The sequence below is a fragment of the Amycolatopsis sp. cmx-4-83 genome, from assembly GCF_046548815.1.
GTDB classification, from domain to species: domain Bacteria; phylum Actinomycetota; class Actinomycetes; order Mycobacteriales; family Pseudonocardiaceae; genus Amycolatopsis; species Amycolatopsis pretoriensis_A.
Window position 1 is genome coordinate 397,297 of the sequence record NZ_JAEBEF010000005.1, and the last position, 16,751, is coordinate 414,047.

Here is a 16,751-nt window from a genome sequence, read left to right on the forward strand (position 1 = left end):
GTGCTCGTCGAGCCGCTCGCGGAAAGCGCATTCATCGAGGCCCTGCGCGGTCTTTCGCACCGGTACTGGGGCACGCACCCGTTCCACCACCGGCTGCACGCGGGCGAGCTCGACGCGCACGAACTGCGGCTCTGGGCCGCGAACCGGTGGTACTACCAGCAGGTGCTGCCGCAGAAGGACGCGGCGATCATCAGCAACTGCCCGCTGCCGGAGATCCGGCGCCAGTGGCTCGACCGGATCGTCTACCACGACGGGACGAGCGCGGGCACCAGCGGCACCGAACGCTGGCTGCGGCTCTGCGAAGCGGTCGGTCTCGACCGCGAAGAGGTGCTCGACGAGCGGCACGTCGCCCCCGGCGTCCGGTTCGCCGTCGACGCGTACGTGACTTTCGCGCGCACGAAACCGTGGTGGGAAGCGGTCGCTTCGGGACTGACCGAGATGTTCGCCGGCCACCTGATGCGGCAGCGCGTCGCGGACATGCTCGCGCACTACTCCTGGATCGCGCCGGCGGACCTCGCGTACTTCACCCACCGCGTCGACAAGGTCGCCGGCGAAGGCAAGGACACGCTCGACATCGTCGTCCGCCACTGCGTGACGCGCGAACAGCAGGACCGCGCGATCGCCGCGCTGTCCTTCAAGTGCGACGTCCTGTGGTCCGTGCTGGACGCCGTCGAATGGGCGGCGCGGTGATCACCGCGGGTTCGGTGCCGCAGCTCCGGCGGGGTGTCCGATTGTCGTTCGACCACGTCCGGGAGACACACGTGCTGCTGTTCCCGGAGGGCGTCCTGGTCCCGAACGCGACCGCGGCCGCGGTGCTCGGGCTCTGCGACGGCGCGCGCAGTGTCACCGACATCACCGCGGTGCTGGAGACGCGCTACTCCGGCGTCCGCGAGCAGGACGTCCTCGACGTGCTGGCGCGGCTGGGCGAACGGCGGGTGGTCGCGTGGACGTGAACCCGCCGCTGGGCCTGCTGGCCGAGCTGACCCACCGCTGCCCGCTGCACTGTCCTTATTGCTCCAACCCGCTGGAGCTGACCAAACGGGACGCCGAGCTGTCCACCGCGGACTGGCTGTCGGTGCTGTCCCAGGCCCGCGAGCTGGGCGTGCTGCAGGTGCACATGTCCGGCGGCGAGCCGCTGCTCCGGCCGGACCTGCCCGAGCTGGTGGCGCACGCGAGTTCGCTCGGCTGCTACGTCAACCTGGTCACCTCCGGGCTCGGGCTGACGTCCGCGCGGCTGTCCGGTCTCGTCGAGCGCGGGCTGGCGCACGTCCAGCTGTCGGCGCAAGGGTCGATACGGGACCGTTCCGACGAACTTGCGGGCGCGCGGGCGTTCGACCACAAGCTCGCCGCGGCCGCCGCGGTCAAGGCCGCCGGGCTGCCGCTGTCGCTCAACGTCGTCCTGCACCGGCGCAACCACGACCAGGTCGCCGGCATCGTCGAACTGGCCGAGCGGATGGGCGCGGACCGGCTGGAGCTGGCGAACACGCAGTACTACGGCTGGGCGCTGCGCAACCGCGACGCGCTGATGCCGACACCTTCGCAGCTGGCGGCCGCGGAGCCGATCGTGCGCGCGGCCGTCGCGCGGTTGCGGGGCACGATGGAGATCGTCTACGTCGTCGCGGACTACCACGAGCCGTACCCGAAACCGTGCATGTATGGCTGGGGTGCGCGGCAGCTGACCGTCGCGCCGGACGGCACCGTGCTGCCCTGCCCGGCCGCGTCGGCGATCACGACCCTGCGGCTGTCGTCCGTGCGGGACACGCCGCTGGCCGACATCTGGTACCGCTCGGAGTCGTTCAACGCCTACCGCGGCGAGGACTGGATGGCCGACCCGTGCCGCACGTGCGACCGCCGCGGGCTCGACTTCGGCGGCTGCCGCTGCCAGGCGTTCCTGCTCACCGGCGACGCGGCGGCGACCGACCCGGTGTGCTCGCGCTCGCCGCACCGCGGCGTCGTCGACCTGGTGCTGACCCGGCCACCCGCCTCCGACCTGGTCATGCGCCGGTGAAGGTCATCCTGCTCGGCACCGCGGCGGGCGGCGGCTGTCCACAGTGGAACTGCGCGTGCCGGCTGTGCACGTCCGGACTCCCGCCGCGCACGCAGGACTGCGTCGCGGTGAGCGCGGACGGCGAAGGCTGGTTCCTGCTCAACTGCTCCCCCGACATCCGCGCGCAGATCCTCGCGACGGCCGCGCTGCGCGCCGGACCGGGACCGCGGGACATCCCGCTGCGCGGAGTACTGCTCACCGACGCCGAACTCGACCACTCCCTCGGCCTGCTGATGCTGCGCGAAGCGGGCGGGCTCCCGGTGTGGGCGCCGGACGCGGTGCTGCGCGCACTGACCCCGTTCCGCGAGATCGTCGACGGCTACGGGCACTGGACCTGGTCGCCGCCGGCGGACCTGCCCGGGCTGCGCGTCCGGGTGCTGCCGGTGAGCGACAAGAAACCGAAGTACGTGCCCGCCACGCAGGCCGGGCCGTGGGTGGTCGCCTACCGGATCGAAGACCTCGCGACCGGCGGCGTGCTGGTGTACGCGCCTTGCCTGAAGAGCTGGCCCGCCGGGTTCGACGCGTTCGTGGCGGACGCGGACCTCGTGCTGCTGGACGGGACGTTCTACGCGCCGGACGAGATGGCCGGCGTCGGCGGACCGGACCAGTTCGCGATGGGGCACCTCCCGATCACCGCGAGCCTGGCCCGCATCGCCGGACGGCCGTGGGCGTTCACCCACCTCAACAACACGAACCCGGTGCTCGACCCCGTGTCCGCCGAACACGCCGCCGTGCTCGCGGCGGGCGCTCTGCTACCTCCGGACGGCACGGAGTTTTCGCTCTGAGCACGCTTCGTCGAGGCAACCCCCAAATAACTCTTTGACAGTCGTGGCAGACTGGCTCCATGCCCCACGACCACCTCCGGGTGCTGGCCCACCCGCTGCGCATGCGCATCCTGTCGCTGCTGACGGGCACCGCGATGAGCGCGGCCGAAGCCGCGCGCGAACTCGGTGAGACGCAGGCGAACACCAGCTACCACTTCCGCCGCCTCCACGACGCGGGCCTGCTGGAGGTCGCCGAGGAGATCCAGATCCGCGGCGGCCGCGCGAAGCGCTACCGGCACAACCCGGAGTCGGGCAAGCGCCTCACGAGCCGGGACCCGGGCGAGGAGCGGCTGCTGGCGAAGGCGATCGCGGCGGAACTGCTGCGCCGCGCGGACTCGCGCGTGGGGAATCGCCCGGCTTCCCTGACCGATGCCGAGCTGTGGGTGCCCCCGGAGGTGTGGACGCGGTTGCTGAAGCAGGCGTCAGAGCTGAGCCAGGAACTGCACGGCGCGGCCCAGCCACCCCGTACCCCGGGGACGGTCCGGGTCAGCGCCAGCATCGCCCTGTTCGAGCTGGCGACGAATCCGGCGGAACCGCAGTGAGCGCGTCGGCCGCACCGGCTGAGTCCGGAACCGCGTCGTCCGGGCCGCACCATCCGCGCCCGGCAGCCGTTCCGGTGGCACCCCGATGACCGCGCTGTTCCCCACCACCCCTCCCTTCTCCCCGGAGCCACTCCCGTGATCCCACTGCTCGCCCCGCTGCGGGAAGTCCGCTTCCGCGCCCTCGTCACCGGCCGGACGTTCGCCGACTTCGCCAACGCCGTCGCGCCCTTCGCGCTCGCCTTCGCCGTCGTCGATCTGACCGGCTCGGCCGTGGACCTCGGGATCGTCGTCGGGGCGCGGTCGCTCGCCAACGTACTGCTCGTGCTGTTCGGCGGCATGCTGGCCGACCGGTTGCCGCGGTCGGTGATCCTGCAGGGCACCGAAACCGCCGCCGCCCTCACGCAGGCCGCGATCGCCGCGAGCGTCCTCTGCGGCTTCGCTTCCATTCCGCTGCTGGTCGGGCTCAGCCTGGTCAACGGCGCCGTCTCGGCGATCTCCCTGCCCGCGGCCGCGTCCCTGACGCCGTTGACCGTGCCCGCGTCGCAGCTCGCGCAGGCGAACGCGCTGGTCCGGCTGCTCTCGAACGTCGGCCGCATCGCCGGGGCCGGGCTCGCCGGGATCCTCGTCGCCTTCGCCGGGTCCGGCTGGGCGCTCGGCGGCAACGCCCTGCTGTTCCTCGCCGCCGCGGTGGCGTACCGCCGGATCCGGCTGCCGCGCGGCGAACGCGTTCCCGGGAGCCGTCCCCTCGCTGAGCTCGCCGAAGGGTGGCGGGAGTTCCGCGCGCGGTCCTGGGTGTGGCTGGTGGTGCTGCAGTTCATGATCGTCAACGCGGTGAACGCGGGCGCGCTGCTGGTGATCGGCCCGCTGGTCGCCGACGACACCTTCGGCCGCACCGGCTGGGGGCTCGCGCTGGCCGTCCAGACGGCCGGGTCGCTGCTCGGCGGCGTCATCGCCGCGCACTGGCAGCCGCGGCGGATGCTCCTGATCGGCGTGGCGCTCGTGGTGGTCGACGCCCTGCCGATACTCGCGCTCGGCGAGACGCCGTACCTGCTGCCGCTGCTGCTCGCGATGTTCCTCGCGGGCGTCGCGATCGAGCAGTTCGCCGTCGCGTGGGACGTGTCGCTGCAGGAGAACATCCCGCCCGAGAAGCTCGCCCGGGTGTACTCCTACGACATGCTCGGCTCGTTCGTCGCGATGCCGCTCGGCCAGATCGCCGCCGGCCCGCTCGCCGAGCACGCCGGCCGCGAAGCGACGCTCCTCGGCGGCGCGACGCTCGTCGTCGTGGCGACCGCGCTGGTGGCCGTCAACCCCCAGGTGCGCGGGTTGGTCCGCCGGCGCCGGACTTCGGCGGACTCGCACCGCGGGTCCTAACGGCTCGCGCGGGGCTCCGGGGTCAGGTCGCGGTGGCCGTCGAGACGCCACCAGCTCTCCAGCGTCTCGCGAAGCGCTTTCAGCAGCTCGCCACCCGTTTCCAGCGGGACCAGGGCGGCCTTGCCGTCGTCCACGCGCAGGGCCGCCGACAAGCGGTCGCCCTGCTTGACCAGGCCGACCACCACCCGGGTCGGCCGTCCGGTCGCGTCGGTGGTCGGGATGGCTCGTTCGTAGCGCCAGCCTTCAGCGTTCACCCGGCCGACAGTGGCACAGCTTCCCCGGCTCCGGCCGCCGGTTCACCCTAAGGGGGTCACCAGGGCCGTACTTCCTCCAGCAGCTTCGCCACGGCGAGCACGAGGTCGTCCGAGTGGCGCGGCCCGACGATCTGCAGGCCCACCGGCAGCCCCTCGGACGTCCGCCCCGCCGGGACGCTGATCGCGGGCTGCTGCGTCATGTTGAACGGGTACGTGAACGGCGTCCACTCCGGCCACTCGCTCAGCCCGCTGCCCGGCGGCACGTTGTGGCCGGCCTCGAACGCCGCGATCGGGAGGGTGGGCGTGATCAGCACGTCGTAGCGCGTGTGGAACTCGCCCATCAGGATGCCCAGCGCCGCCCGCTCGGCCGTCGCGTCGAGGTAGTCGCTCGCGGTCCACGTCTTGCCGAGCTCCCAGACCTTGCGCAGGCCCGGATCGGTCCGCTCCTCCGACCCCGGCGGGAACGTGCCGAGCAGCTTCGCCGCGCCTGAGGACCACAGGATGTCGAACGCCGGTTTCGGGTCCGCGAAGCCGGGATCGGTCTCCTCGACGTGCAGTCCCGCGTCGCCCAGCGCGCGCACCGCCGCGGCGACGATCGCCGCCACCTCCGGGTCGACGTCGACGTAGCCGAGCGTCGGCGAGAACGCCGCGATCAGGCCGCGCACGTCCCGCCGGACCGCCTCGCGGAACGACCCGGCCGGCGGTGCCAGCGCGGCCGGGTCGCGGTGGTCGGGCATCGACAGGACGTCCAGCAGCAGCGCGGTGTCGTCCACCGAACGCGCCATCGGACCGGCGTGCGAGAGCGGCCCGAACGGGCTCGCGGGGTACAGCGGGATGCGGCCGTGGGTCGGCTTGAGGCCGACGATGCCGCAGAACGACGCCGGGATCCGCACCGAGCCGCCGCCGTCGGTGCCGACCGACAGCTCGCCCATGCCGGCCGCGACCGCCGCGGCGCTGCCGCCGCTCGACCCACCCGCCGTCTTGGACGGGTCGGCGGGGTTGCGCGTGATGCCGCAGAGCGGGCTGTCCGTGACGCCCTTCCACGCGATCTCCGGCGTGGTCGTCTTGCCGAGCAGGACCAGGCCCGCTTCACGCATCCGCGCGGCGACCGGGCTGTCGACGTCCCACGGCTGGTCCGGGTTGATGCTCTTCGAACCGCGGACGGTCGGCCAGCCCTGCGTGAGGAACATGTCCTTGATCGACGCGGGCACGCCGTCGAGCCAGCCGATCGGGTTCCCGTCCCGCCAGCGGATCTCGGACGCCTTGGCCTGCTCCAGCGCGCGGTCGGCGTCGACCAGGCAGTAGGCGTTGCACTCGCCGTCGCGGCCTTCGATGGCCTGCAGCGCGTTCTGCGTCGCCTCGATCGGCGAAAGCTCACCGGTCGCGTAGGCGGCGACGAGCTCGCTGGCGGTCAGCATCCTGTCGTTCATCCGGCTCCCTGGTTCCCCGACGGCACGTAGCCGAGCGTCTTGTCGACGACATTGCGCAGCGGCTCCCCAGCCTGCCAGCGGCGGAAGTTCTCGGTGAACACCTCGACGAGCGTGTTCCGCCAGCCGGTGAAGTCCCCGGACATGTGCGGCGAGACCAGCACGTCCGGCAGGCTCCACAGCGGGCTGTCGGACGGCAGCGGCTCGGTGTCGAACACGTCGAGCGCGGCGCCGGCGATGGCCTTGCTCCGGAGCGCTTCGACCAGGTCGGACGTCACTACCAGCTCGCCCCGGCCGACGTTGACGAACCGCGCCGACGGCTTCATCGCGGCGAACGCGCGCGCGTCGAACATGCCCCTGGTGTGTTCGGTCAGCGGCGCGACGGCGACGACGTAGTCCGCGTGCGGCAGCACTTCGGTGAGCCTCGCGGACTCGTGCACGACGCCGAAGTCGGGATCCCCGGTGCGTTCCCGGCGCCCGGCACCGCTCACCCGCATCCCGGCGGCGCGCAGCAGCCGCGCGATGGCCCGGCCGATCGGCCCGGTGCCGACGACCACCACCTCGCGCCCGGCGATCCGCTCGCTTTCGCGGTGCTGCCAGCGCCCCTCGCGCTGCAGGTCGTGCGAGCGCGCGAAGTCCTTCGCGAACGCGAGGACGACGCCCAGCACGTACTCCGCGATGGCGTCGTCGAAGACGCCCCGCGAATTGGTCAGGACCACGTCGCTCTCGACCAGCCCGGGGAACAGCACCGGGTCGACGCCCGCGCTCGCGATGTGCAGCCAGCGCAGGCGATCGGCCGCGTGCCAGGCGCCCGGCACGGCCGTGGAGAGGAAGTCGTAGACGAACAGCGCGTCCGCTCCGGACAGCGCTTCCGGCAGGCCCGCCGCGTCCGTGTAACGCACGACCGCCCCGGATTCGACAGCACGCATGTCCGGTGGGCGGTGCTCGCCACAGAGCACTGCCAGGACCGGAGCTTCCTGGTTTTCCGAGGCGATCACGTTGACACGGTAAAAGCGGCTCGTATGATTGTCAACAATCCGAGGAACGACCCCCGGAGCACCGGACGTGTCATCAAGTGCAGACGTATTCCGGAGGCTGAGCCTTGGATTTCGACTTCCTGGCGTTCGAAGGCCCGCTCGCCCAGCGCGGCATCGGCGTCATCGCCCCGTTCGACCTCGCGCTGGAGCGCGAGCTCTGGCGGTGGGTGCCGATGGAGGTGTCCCTCCACCTCGCCCGCACGCCGTACGAGCCGGTGCCGGTCAGCATGGAGATGGCCCGCCTCGTCAGCGACAGCCACCACCTGGCCAGCGCCACCCGCGACGTCCTGCACGTCGAGCCCGAGGTCGTCGCCTACCTCTGCACTTCGGGCAGCTTCGTCAACGGCGTCGACTACGAGCGCTCGCTGACGAAGGCGATCTGCGACGCCGGCGCGCCGGACGCCGTCACCACCTCGGGCGCGCTGGCCGAGGTGCTGCACCAGCTCGACCTCCACCGCGTCTCGGTGCTGACGCCGTACGACGCCGACCTCACCACCGCCCTGCACGACTTCCTCGGCGAGCTGAACGTCGAGACCGTCGCCAGCGACCACCTCGGGCTCGGCGGCGGAATCTGGAAGGTCAGCTACCGGACCATCGCCGAGCGCATCCTCGCCGCGGACCACGGCGAGGCCGAAGCCATCTTCGTCAGCTGCACCAACCTCCCCACCTACGACCTGATCGAGCCGCTGGAGACCGCGCTCGGCAAGCCGGTGCTCACCGCCAACCAGCTGACGATGTGGGCGTGCCTGCGGCGGATGGGCCTCCCGATCGTCGGACCCGGGAAGTGGCTTCGTGACGTGTCCTGAGAGAGCGCGCCGGCCCGGCGCCCGGAGCGACCTCGGCGTGGACGAACATGTCGGGGAACGTCCGGCAGGTCGTGAAGGTTTTCTTTGACCACCCCTCTAGCATTGTCGACAATTTGCGTCCCTCCGGAGGTTCCGTGACCACCATCGGTTTCATCTACCCCGACCACGCGGCCGAAGACGACTACCCGCTGGCCGAGCAGCTGCTCGGCGGGATGGCCGCCGACGAGGGCGACATCCGGCTCGCGGTCGAACACATCTACGGCACCGACAAGCACGCGGTGGCCGAACTGCTCGACCTCGGCAGTGAAAGCCGCCTCGCCGATGGCGCCGCTCTGCTCGAGAAGCACGAGCCCGACGCGATCATCTGGGCCTGCACCAGCGGGAGCTTCGTCTACGGCTGGGACGGCGCCCGCGACCAGACCGACCGCCTGTCCGCCGTCGCCGGTGTTCCGGCCTCCAGCACCTCCTTCGCGTTCGTGCACGCCGCGCGCGCCCTGGGCGTCAAGCGGGTCGCCGTGGCCGCCAGCTACCCGGACGACATCGCCCGGCTGTTCGTCGACTTCCTCAAGGCCGGCGGCGTCGAGGTCGTCTCGATGGCCAGTGCGGACATCATCACGGCCGCCGAGGTCGGCGCCATGAGCCCGGACGCCGTCCTCGAACTCGCCGTGCGCCACGACCACCCGGACGCCGACGCCGTTCTCGTGCCGGACACCGCCATGCGGACCCTCGCCGAGATCAACGCCATCGAAGCCGCGCTGAAGAAGCCCGTGCTGACCGCCAACCAGGTCACGGTGTGGGAGGGGCTGCGCCTGACCGGGCAGCACCGCCTCGTCCGCTCGCTCGGCGCGCTCTTCCGGCATCGGCCGGACGGGAGCGCCTGAAATGGCCCTGCCGCCGGGCATGCTGCCCGAGATCGAGCCGGTGAGCCGCGAGTCGACGGCCGCCGTGATCGCGCGTCAGCTGCGTGACGCGATCATGACCGGCGCCCTCCCGCCCGGGACCCAGCTCGGTGAGACCGAGCTGGCCGCACGGTTCCAGGTGTCACGGGGGCCGCTGCGGGAGGCCATGCAGCACCTGGTCTCCGAAGGACTCCTGCGCAGCGAGCGGCACCGCGGGCTGTTCGTGATCGACCTCGAGCCCGGGGACGTCTACGACATCTATGCAGCTCGAACGGCGATCGAACGCGCCGCCATGCTTCGCGCCCTGCGGGGCGGGGACCGGGACCGGATCGCGGACCTGCTCGAACACACCGTCGGCGAGATGGCGACCGCCGCGAGTGAAGACGATCCGAACGCGCTCTCCACCGCGGACCTCAAGTTCCACGAGGCCCTCATCCACGCTTCCGGCAGCAAGCGGCTCGTCCGGATGGCCCGGACGCTCCTCATCGAGACGCGGATGTGCCTCACCGCGCTGCAAAGCACGTACCAGCGGGTCGAAGAACGCGTGGAAGAGCACACGAAGCTCATCCAGGCGCTGCGGGACGGCGACGAGGAGACGGCGCTGGCGCTCCTCGAGGCGCACATGGAGGACGCGGTGCAGCGGCTCGCGCCCGGCACCAGCCTCCGGGACGGGCACGCGCCGCCGGTACCGGGAAACGCGTGACCGGAGGGCCGCCAAGCGCGATCGCAGGGGCGACACGCGGATCGTGACGACCGGCTCGTAGTCCTCGACAGCGGGTTCGTCCGCCCACGCCGCCGCTTCCTCTTCCCACGCCACCGATTCGTCCGCCGGCGCGGCAGGCTTGTCCGGCGAAGCGGACGGCTCCAGCGCCCACGCCGCCGGCGGTGCGGCCGGTTCCGCCCGCGCCGCCGGCTTGTCCGGCGAAGCGGGCGTCTCGTCCACCCAAACGGCCGACCCGGTTCCCCGGAGGGACGGTCCGTCCGCCCAGGCGGCGGGCTTCTCCGCCCACGTCGGCTCGTCGATCCGGACGGTCACCCTCCCCGTCCGGCCGGACGGCACGCGTGCGTGAACCGCCGGTACCGGTACGGGGAAACAGTTCCTGGGCACGCCACACGGGCAGTCAGCCGGCACGGCGCACCCCCAGCACCGGCTGACCGCCCTGGCCGTCGCGGAAGTCGGGTGACCACGGCCAGCGGCCGCGTTCGTCCGCGTGGACCAGTTGCAGTGCACGGATTTCCGGGCCGTACAGGGCGACCGCGAACACCAGGTGCGCCGACGGTTCCGTCAGCGGGACGACCTCGACCAGCGGGCCGTCCCGCAGCGGAATGCGTTCCCCCGGCTCCGGTGGCGACGCGTGCAGTGCGTGCGACGCCAGGTCGTTGAGCAGTTCGGCGGCTTCCTCGAGCGGCAAGCCGGTCGTGACCAGCTCGGGCAAGCCGTACCCGCTGAGCCCGATTGTGTAGGCCCACGGCGGATAAAGCCCGTTGCCCTCCACGCCTTGCACGAGCCAGCCCCGGTCGGCGACCTTCTCCTGGAGCATCGCCACGTAGTCGGACTGTGGCCGATCCGGGTTTTCACATTGCCAGCACATCGGTTTCTCCTCCCCCTCGGTGGGCTTGTGGCCACCGTGCCGGAGGGCACCGACAAAAACTCAGCCCAGTGCTTCGGCCACCGCCGTGCCGAGCCGTTCTGTGGTATCCGTGCCACCGAGGTCGGGGGTGCGCACCCGGCCCTCGTCGAGGACCCGGTCCACGGCGGCACGGATCGCTTGCGCGGCAACGGTTTCGCCCAGGTGTTCGACCAGCATCGCGGCCGCCAGGATCTGCGCCACGGGGTTCGCTATCCCCTGTCCGGCGATGTCCGGAGCGCTCCCGTGGACCGCCTCGAACATCGACGGGGATTCACCCGATGGGTTGATGTTGCCGGACGGCGCCATGCCGAGTCCGCCGGTGATCGCGGCCGCCAGGTCGCTCAGGATGTCGCCGAAGAGGTTCGACGCCACCACGACGTCGAGCCGGTCCGGCGCCTGGACCATCCGCGCGGCCAGCGCGTCCACGTGCATCTGTTCACTGTGGACGTCCGGGTATTCGGCGGCGACCTCGGCGAAGATCTCGTCCCAGAACGGCATCGAGTGGATCAGGCCGTTGGACTTCGTCGCCGAGCAGACGCGCGAAGACCGCGTACGCGCCAGCTCGAAGGCGTACCGGATGATCCGTTCGACGCCGACGCGCGTGAACACCGACTCCTGCAGCACGAACTCGTCCGGCCGCCCGGCGTTGTGCCGCCCGCCGATCGCGGAGTACTCCCCTTCGGAGTTCTCGCGGACGATGACCAGCTCCAGCTCTTCGGCCTTCCGCCCGGCCAGCACGGAAGCCGTGCCCGGCAGCAGCCGCACCGGGCGCAGGTTGACGTACTGCTGGAACGCGCGCCGCAGCGGGATCAGCAAGCCCCACAGCGAAACGTGGTCCGGAACGCCGGGGAAGCCGACCGCGCCGAGCAGGATCCCGTCGTACGCCGAGAGCTGCGCGACGCCGTCTTCCGGCATCATCGCGCCGAGTTGCGCGTACCGTTCGCAACTCCAGTCGAATTCCGTCCACTCCAAGGAGAAGCCGAAGCGGGCGGACGCCCGGTCGAGGACCTTGCGGGCCTCGACCGTGACGTCCACGCCGATCCCGTCGCCGGGGATGCTCGCCAAACGGTAGGCCGTCACAGGGCCACCGCGATGTACTTGGTCTCCAGGAACTCCTCGATGCCGACCGTGCCGCCCTCACGGCCGAGGCCGGACGCCTTGATCCCGCCGAACGGCGCCGCCGGGTTCGAAACGATGCCCTGGTTGAGCCCGATCATGCCGGCTTCGAGGGCCTCGGACACGCGCAGCGCGCGCTTGAGGTCGCTGGTGAAGACGTAGGAAACGAGGCCGAATTCGGTGTCGTTCGCCTTCGCCACCGCCTCTTCCTCGGTGTCGAACGGCGTGATCGGCGCGACCGGCCCGAAGATCTCCTCGTGCGTCAGCCGCGCCTCCTGCGGGACGTCGGTGAGCACGGTGGCCTGGTAGAAGTGGCCCGGCCCGTCGACGCCGGAGCCGCCGGTGAGCACCTTCGCACCGCGGTCGGTGGCGTCCTTGACCAGCTCCGTCACCTTGTCGACGGCCTTGTCGTCGATCAGCGGGCCGACCACGACGTCCTTCTCGGTACCGCGGCCCATCGGCAGCGCCTGCATGCGCTCGGTCAGCCGCCGCGAGAACTCCTCGACGACGCCGCGCTGCACGTAGAACCGGTTCGCCGCGGTGCACGCCTCGCCGATGTTGCGCATCTTCGCCTGCATCGCGCCCTCGATCGCCGCGTCCATGTCGGCGTCGTCGAAGACCAGGAACGGCGCGTTGCCGCCCAGCTCCATCGACGTGCGGAGGATCTTGTCGGCGCACTGCTCCAGCAGCTTGCGGCCGACGCCGGTGGAGCCGGTGAAGGAGAGCTTGCGGGCCCGGCCGTCGCGGATCAGCGGCTCCATCACGCCGCCGGAGTCGCTGGTCGTGATGACGTTGAGCACACCCTCGGGCAGCCCGGCCTCGGCGAGGATGCCGGCCAGCGCGAGCATCGACAGCGGCGTCTGCGCGGCGGGCTTGATCACCGACGTGCAGCCCGCGGCGATCGCCGGCCCGATCTTGCGGGTGCCCATCGCCATCGGGAAGTTCCACGGCGTGATCAGCAGCGTCGGGCCGACCGGCTGCTTCGTGATGAGGAACCGGCCGACGCCGTTCGGGGCGGTCGCGAATCCGCCGCCGATGCGGACGGCCTCCTCGGCGAACCAGCGGAAGAACTCGGCGGCGTAGGCGATCTCGCCCTTCGACTCGGCGAGCGGCTTGCCCATCTCCAGCGTCATGAGCAGTGCCAGCTCTTCCTGGCGCTTCATCAGCAGCTCGTACGCCCGGCGCAGGATCTCGCCGCGCTCCCGCGGCGCCATCTTCGCGAAGTCCGATTGCGCGGCGACGGCGGCGTCCAGCGCGGCGAGGCCGTCCGCCGGGGAGGCGTCGGCGACCTGGCACAGCTCCTTGCCGGTGGCCGGGTCGACCACCGGGAACGTCTTCCCGGACCCGGCGGCGACCCACTTGCCGCCGATGAACAGTTCCTTGCCGACCGCGTCGACGACGCCGGACTCGGTGCTCGCGCTCATCCCGACTGCTCCTCACGTGTTGTCCCGAGGGCCATGCTATGGATATTGTCAACAATCGACAACCCGCTCAACCGACCTAGGAGCACGCTGCCATGGCCCAGCTATCTCCGCTGCTCAAGCAGGCAACGCCCGTCGTGGTCGACCACGGTGAAGGGGTTTACCTCTACGACGTCGACGGCAAACGCCACCTCGACTTCACCGCCGGGATCGGCGTCACGAGCACCGGGCACTGCCACCCCCACGTCGTGCGGGCCGCGCAGGAGCAGATCGGCAAGCTCGTCCACGGGCAGTACACGACGGTGATGCACAAGCCGCTGCTCGAGCTGACCGAACGCCTGGGCGCCGTCCTGCCCAGCGGGCTCGACTCACTCTTCTACGCGAACTCGGGCAGCGAAGCCGTCGAAGCGGCGTTGCGGCTCGCGCGGCAGGCGACGAAGCGCCCGAACGTCATCGTCATGCAGGGCGGCTTCCACGGCCGGACCGTCGCGGCGGCGAGCATGACGACGTCCGGGACGCGGTTCAGCGCCGGCATCGGCCCGCTGATGGCCGGTGTGCACGTCGCGCCGTTCCCGTACGCCTACCACTACGGCTGGGACGAGCAGACGGCGACGAAGTTCGCGCTGCGCGAGCTCGACTTCCTGTTCCAGACGGTCAGCGCGCCGAACGAGACCGCGGCGATCTTCGTCGAACCGGTGCTCGGCGAAGGTGGGTACGTCCCGGCGAACACGGAGTTCATGGCAGGCCTGCGCGAACGCGCCGACCGGCACGGCATCCTGCTCGTCCTCGACGAGATCCAGACCGGCTTCGGCCGCACCGGCAAGTTCTGGGGACACGACCACTTCGACGTCTCCCCCGACATCGTCCTCATCGCGAAGGGCCTGGCGAGCGGCTTCCCGCTGTCCGGCATCGCCGCTTCGCAGGAACTGATGGCGAAGGCGTTCCCGGGTTCGCAGGGCGGCACGTACGGCGGCAACGCCGTCTCGTGCGCGGCGGCGATCGCGACGCTCGAGGTCATCCAGCAGGAGAACCTGGTGGAGAACGCCGCCGAGCGCGGACGTCAGCTGCTCGAAGGCGCGCGGGTGATCGCGGACAAGACGCCGGCGATCGGTGAGGTGCGCGGACTCGGGCTGCTGGTCGGCTCGGAGTTCACCACCGCCGACGGCGAGCCCGACGCGGCGACCGCGGCCGCCGCGCAGCAGACGGCGTCGAAGAACGGCCTGCTGCTGCTCACCTGCGGGCCGTACATGAACGTCGTGCGCATGGTGCCGCCGCTGGTCGTCAACGCCGAGCAGGTCGACGACGCGCTGCGCATCTGGGGCGAGGTCGTCGCGTCCGTCACGGGGAGCTGAGCATGGCGCGGTACATCACGATCACCCTCGACAAGCGCGGGGTTTCCTGCCGGGCCCGGCTGCTGGACGACGAAGCGCCGCGGACGTGCCGCGCGGTGTGGGACGCGCTGCCGCAGAGCGGTTCCGCCTACCACGCGAAGTACGCGCGCAACGAGGTCTACACGCTCGTGCCGCCGTTCGCGGAGCCGAAGCCCGGCCGGGAGAACCCGACGATCACGCCGATCCCGGGTGACGTCGTGTACTTCGGCTTCGAAGCCTGGGAGATCGGCAACCCGGCGTACGGCTACGACGACGGCAGCGAGGCCCACAGCGACCAAGGCGCGACCGATCTCGCGATCTTCTACGGGCGCAACAACCTGCTGATCAACGGCGACGCGGGCTGGGTACCCGGCAACGTGTTCGCCACGATCGAGGAAGGCCTCGCCGAGATGGCGGCGGCCGCGCAGGACCTGTGGCTGCGCGGGGTCGAGGGCGAGACGCTCTCGTTCGCGCGAGCCTGATTCCCTTCTCCCCCAACGGGACGCCGGGTGCGGATACCGCGCCCGGCGTCCCCTTTTTCTTGCTTTCCGCCACCCGAAAGGGTGATCATCGAGATCTCACCTTTCGTGGCCGGTGATCACCACATCGAGCTACCGGCGTGCCCGGGATGTCGGATCAAGTTCAGAATCACCCACAGTGATGATCGACTTGCTTGCTACCCAGAGTGGTTGACCGCCGAACCGGGCACCCCGGCGTCGAACACGAAGGGATTACGTGTTTAGGATGGGAAGATTCCGCGATGCCGAGCGCATTCGAAAATGGCTCTTTGACAGCCCGCCAGCACGGTGAAAACCTGACGCAGCTCTTACCGGAGCATCTCCAGGGAAACCATTTTCGAGTCATCAAGGAGTCATTCCATGCAGACGTTCGCCCAGCACGCGCACTACTGCCACGACATCATCTCGGGTGCGCTGGCGCACCTGGCGCACCTCATCGGCTGGCTCGTCTGATCCAGGCCCGAACCGGACGGCCCGGCCGCGGGAGACCGCGGCCGGGCCGTTTTCATCCCAGTTCGCCCAGGCGCGCGAAATCGTCGTCGGAAAGCTCGATTTTCGCGGCACCACAGTTTTCTTCGAGGTGCGCGATCGACGACGTGCCGGGAATGGGGATCACCACGGGGGAACGGCGCAGCAACCAGGCGAGGGACACCTGGGCGGGTGTCGCGCCGAGCCCGGCCGCGACCTTTCCGAGCACGCCGCCGGCCGTCGCGTGGTCACCGCGTACGATCGGCAGCCAGGGCACGAACGCGATCCCCTCACGCTCGCAGTAGGCGAGAACATCGTCGGACGCCCGGTCGGTCAGGTTGTAGCGGTTCTGCACGCTCGCGATCGGCGCGATGGCTCGAGCATCGTCCAGCTGCGCGACGCTGACCTCGGACAACCCGATCCGGGCGACCTTGCCTTCGTCCCGCAGCCGGGCGAGCGCGCCGATCTGGTCGGCGAGCGGCACCTGCGGGTCGAGCCGGTGCAGCTGCAGCAGTTCGAGCTGGTCGAGACGGAGGCGTCTCAACGAAAGTTCGGCCTGCTGCCGCAGGTACTCGGGCCGGCCGAGCGGCACCCACTCGCCGCGGCTCGGACGCGCGTGTCCGCACTTCGTCGCGACGAGCATCCCCGGGTACGGGTGCAGGGCGCGGGCAAGCAGCTCTTCGTTGAGACCCAGGTCGTAGGCGTCCGCGGTGTCGAAGAACGTCACGCCGAGTTCGGCCGCGCGGCGGGCGACCGCCTCGCCGCCGTCGCGCGCGTGGTCCCACTCGGTGAGCCGCATGGCGCCGAACCCGAGGCGGTGCACGGAAAAGCCGTCTTCGAAGGTGTACGTCAAGGTCATGAGGGAAGCTTCGCCGCCATCCGCGTCACCCATCAGAGATTTAGCCTGAGCTAAATTGAGGACGCTGTAACCGGTCAATCACTGAGCGCACGCAGAATGTGAAAAACCTTCATGGCGGCGTACCGGCGGTACGTACTACGCTGCGGTAACCACAGCAACGG

18 protein-coding genes are annotated in these 16,751 nt (G+C 70.8%); 11 read left to right on the forward strand and 7 right to left on the reverse strand.

The genetic code is table 11. The features are described 5' to 3' along the window. From pqqC to ACLJQM_RS17735, 6 genes are all read left to right on the forward strand, one after another. On the forward strand, positions 1–690 hold the full coding sequence (gene pqqC / locus ACLJQM_RS17710) for a pyrroloquinoline-quinone synthase PqqC (RefSeq protein ID WP_410632052.1): 690 nt from the start codon (positions 1–3) through the stop codon (positions 688–690). Further along, entirely contained in the window at positions 687–953 is a 267-nt protein-coding gene (gene pqqD / locus ACLJQM_RS17715; RefSeq protein ID WP_247019032.1) for a pyrroloquinoline quinone biosynthesis peptide chaperone PqqD, read from the forward strand. Before pqqC ends, pqqD begins: the two co-directional genes overlap by 4 nt. Next, a complete protein-coding gene (gene pqqE / locus ACLJQM_RS17720) occupies positions 944–2,008 on the forward strand; it encodes a pyrroloquinoline quinone biosynthesis protein PqqE (RefSeq protein ID WP_410632053.1) in 1,065 nt (354 codons plus the stop codon). Before pqqD ends, pqqE begins: the two co-directional genes overlap by 10 nt. Then, on the forward strand, positions 2,005–2,832 hold the full coding sequence (pqqB, locus tag ACLJQM_RS17725; RefSeq protein WP_410632054.1) for a pyrroloquinoline quinone biosynthesis protein PqqB: 828 nt from the start codon (positions 2,005–2,007) through the stop codon (positions 2,830–2,832). The genes pqqE and pqqB overlap by 4 nt, the downstream gene beginning before the upstream one ends. Before the next feature lie 59 nt (positions 2,833–2,891). Further along, entirely contained in the window at positions 2,892–3,413 is a 522-nt protein-coding gene (locus ACLJQM_RS17730; RefSeq protein ID WP_360765321.1) for an ArsR/SmtB family transcription factor, read from the forward strand. 135 nt (positions 3,414–3,548) lie between these two features. Continuing rightward, on the forward strand, positions 3,549–4,784 hold the full coding sequence (locus tag ACLJQM_RS17735) for an MFS transporter (RefSeq protein WP_410632055.1): 1,236 nt from the start codon (positions 3,549–3,551) through the stop codon (positions 4,782–4,784). On the opposite strand, the gene ACLJQM_RS17740 is transcribed toward ACLJQM_RS17735, so the two are convergent. From ACLJQM_RS17740 to ACLJQM_RS17750, 3 genes are read right to left on the reverse strand one after another with little or no spacing between them, the layout of a single operon-like run. Beyond that, positions 4,781–5,038 (reverse strand): hypothetical protein, encoded by a 258-nt coding sequence (locus tag ACLJQM_RS17740; protein WP_247019026.1) that lies wholly within the window; start codon positions 5,036–5,038, stop codon positions 4,781–4,783. The two genes, ACLJQM_RS17735 and ACLJQM_RS17740, sit on opposite strands and share 4 nt — an antisense overlap. 56 nt (positions 5,039–5,094) lie before the next feature. Next, positions 5,095–6,468 (reverse strand): amidase, encoded by a 1,374-nt coding sequence (locus ACLJQM_RS17745; RefSeq protein WP_410632056.1) that lies wholly within the window; start codon positions 6,466–6,468, stop codon positions 5,095–5,097. Then, the gene (locus tag ACLJQM_RS17750; RefSeq protein ID WP_410632057.1) at positions 6,465–7,463 is read right to left on the reverse strand and encodes a D-2-hydroxyacid dehydrogenase; all 999 of its coding nucleotides are present in this window, start codon (positions 7,461–7,463) and stop codon (positions 6,465–6,467) included. The genes ACLJQM_RS17745 and ACLJQM_RS17750 overlap by 4 nt, the downstream gene beginning before the upstream one ends. Before the next feature lie 104 nt (positions 7,464–7,567). On the opposite strand from ACLJQM_RS17750, the gene ACLJQM_RS17755 reads away from it, so the two are divergent. The 3 genes from ACLJQM_RS17755 (at position 7,568) to ACLJQM_RS17765 (ending at position 9,910) form a co-directional block, all read left to right on the forward strand. Continuing rightward, complete coding sequence (locus ACLJQM_RS17755; RefSeq protein WP_247019023.1) at positions 7,568–8,308, forward strand: Asp/Glu/hydantoin racemase; 741 nt, start codon at positions 7,568–7,570, stop codon at positions 8,306–8,308. A gap of 134 nt (positions 8,309–8,442) precedes the next feature. Beyond that, entirely contained in the window at positions 8,443–9,189 is a 747-nt protein-coding gene (locus tag ACLJQM_RS17760; RefSeq protein ID WP_247019022.1) for a maleate cis-trans isomerase, read from the forward strand. A gap of 1 nt (position 9,190) precedes the next feature. Beyond that, positions 9,191–9,910: a GntR family transcriptional regulator gene (locus tag ACLJQM_RS17765; RefSeq protein WP_360765310.1), complete on the forward strand. Its 720-nt coding sequence runs from the start codon at positions 9,191–9,193 to the stop codon at positions 9,908–9,910. Positions 9,911–10,328: 418 nt separating this feature from the next. On the opposite strand, the gene ACLJQM_RS17770 is transcribed toward ACLJQM_RS17765, so the two are convergent. Genes ACLJQM_RS17770 through ACLJQM_RS17780 form a run of 3 tightly spaced genes read right to left on the reverse strand, consistent with a single transcriptional unit; the run spans position 10,329 to position 13,378 of the window. Continuing rightward, complete coding sequence (locus tag ACLJQM_RS17770) at positions 10,329–10,799, reverse strand: DUF4262 domain-containing protein (RefSeq protein ID WP_247019019.1); 471 nt, start codon at positions 10,797–10,799, stop codon at positions 10,329–10,331. 60 nt (positions 10,800–10,859) lie between these two features. Then, positions 10,860–11,918, reverse strand: coding sequence for a tartrate dehydrogenase (locus ACLJQM_RS17775; protein WP_410632058.1), 1,059 nt, complete (start codon positions 11,916–11,918; stop codon positions 10,860–10,862). Then, complete coding sequence (locus ACLJQM_RS17780) at positions 11,915–13,378, reverse strand: NAD-dependent succinate-semialdehyde dehydrogenase (RefSeq protein ID WP_360765304.1); 1,464 nt, start codon at positions 13,376–13,378, stop codon at positions 11,915–11,917. Before ACLJQM_RS17780 ends, ACLJQM_RS17775 begins: the two co-directional genes overlap by 4 nt. 92 nt (positions 13,379–13,470) lie before the next feature. Here ACLJQM_RS17780 and ACLJQM_RS17785 point away from each other — a divergent pair, with 92 nt between their 5' ends. Next, on the forward strand, positions 13,471–14,727 hold the full coding sequence (locus ACLJQM_RS17785) for an aspartate aminotransferase family protein (protein WP_247019013.1): 1,257 nt from the start codon (positions 13,471–13,473) through the stop codon (positions 14,725–14,727). A 2-nt stretch (positions 14,728–14,729) separates the two neighbouring features. After that, positions 14,730–15,227, forward strand: a complete 498-nt coding sequence (locus tag ACLJQM_RS17790) for a DUF3830 family protein (RefSeq protein WP_284744294.1) — start codon at positions 14,730–14,732, stop codon at positions 15,225–15,227. A gap of 541 nt (positions 15,228–15,768) precedes the next feature. Here the strand turns inward: ACLJQM_RS17790 and ACLJQM_RS17795 are convergent. After that, the gene (locus ACLJQM_RS17795) at positions 15,769–16,590 is read right to left on the reverse strand and encodes an aldo/keto reductase (protein WP_410632189.1); all 822 of its coding nucleotides are present in this window, start codon (positions 16,588–16,590) and stop codon (positions 15,769–15,771) included. Between the last annotated feature and the right edge of the window lie 161 nt (positions 16,591–16,751).